The organism is Candidatus Obscuribacterales bacterium (genome assembly GCA_036703605.1).
Taxonomy (GTDB): Bacteria; Cyanobacteriota; Cyanobacteriia; order RECH01; family RECH01; genus RECH01.
The window spans coordinates 1-1,593 of sequence record DATNRH010000368.1; the positions used below are offsets into that span (position 1 = coordinate 1).

At 51.9% G+C, this 1,593-nt stretch carries 1 protein-coding gene; it reads left to right on the forward strand.

Going from position 1 to position 1,593, the window contains the following annotated elements:
* Window positions 1-50: 50 nt before the first annotated feature.
* Window positions 51-1,593, forward strand: a 1,543-nt coding sequence (locus V6D20_07750; GenBank protein HEY9815677.1) for an AMP-binding protein, incomplete at its 3' end; no start/stop codon positions are given.

The window sequence follows — 1,593 nt, forward strand, 5'->3', positions numbered from 1 at the left end:
GCGGGGCTAAGGTTGCCTTGACCACCGACTCCTATGTTCGCTCTCATAAAATGGGGCAGGTTCGTAGTTTCCTCACTCGATCCAAAGATTGCGTGGCTGAGGCAAATCTCAAGTGGATAAGCACTGACAAGCTTCGCGTGAGATGTCACACGTCGACAAAGCATACCGTTGAGTCTCTCCGCGATGTCGCTCTTGTGCAGTACACATCTGGGTCGACCTCCTCCCCAAAGGGCGTCATGATTACGCATGGTAATCTGATCCATCAAATTGAATCTAACCGAGACGTCATTGGCTTCAACGAAGAGAGCCATTCAGTGGCATGGGTCCCGCAATATCATGATTTTGGTCTCATCAACGGAATCTTGACAATCGCTATGGGCAACAATGGCACCCTCAGCATGTTTTCGCCCCTTGCTTTTGTTGAGAGACCATCTTTGTGGCTCGAGATTTTGCATCGCTACCAAGCAACTCTTACGGCTGCGCCGAATTTTGCCTTTGAGCTTGTCGTCCGCAAGACTACAACAGAACAGCGCGCTAAATGGGACCTTAGCCGACTAACAGTTGTCAGTGCAGCCGAACCGATTCTTGCTACTACTATGCAGCAGTTTCGCGACGCATTTTCCGTGAGCGGCTTTCGCTCAGAGGCATATATTCCAGGTTACGGGCTCGCTGAACACAGTACAGCTGTCACTTTGCGTGGTGGCCATTTGATCGCGGTTGACAGAGTAATATTCAGTCATAATAGTCGCGCTGTTGCTGCTCCACCAGATGATACAAATCCCCTGGTCCTCGTGAGCAGTGGAAAACCCTTCGATGGTATCTCTGTTCAAATCGTCGACCCTGAGACCCGCCACGCTCTGCCAGACGACTACGTTGGGGAGATCTGGTGTAAATCCCCCAGCAAGGCGGCGGGCTACCTCAATATGCCCGAGTTGACCGAGGACATATTCTGTGCTCGGCTTGCAGATGGGTGCAGCGAATCCAGCGGAGATGGATGGTTGCGCACAGGGGACATGGGTTTTATGGATGATGGCGAACTCTACGTATGTGGTCGCCTGAAGGATATGATGATTGTTCGCGGCCGCAACTTCTATCCTGAGGATATTGAGGGCTTTGCCCGCTATTCCCACCCAAGCATTCGACCAGGTGGACTGGTCACCTTTGCTCTTGATCATGCAGGGGGTTCTAGCCAAGATGAACTGGTGATCCATATCGAGCTACGTGGTGGACAGCCAGACCAAGACGTGGCTCATGAAGTTGCTACGGCTGCACGTAAAGCCGTTCTAGAAGGCTGTTCGGTAGATTGCGATATGACTGTAGTGATTGGGGCACCAGGGCTTGTCTTGAAGACCACGAGTGGTAAGGTGCGACGACGTGCGTGCAAGGAGCAGTGGTTGTCTTCCAGCGGTGGGCCACAGGTATGGTTCTTAGAAACCTTTACGAGCAAACCTCCTGGTGCAAGTTTTAACCCTCCTACAGAGCAATCGTTCAAGGCTCCTCCAAGCATTTCAACTCTTCACGAGTACATCCATTTTCATGCGGCCGAACTTCTCTGTGTGACCAGTCCAGAATATGTGGATCCAGCGGTTCCAC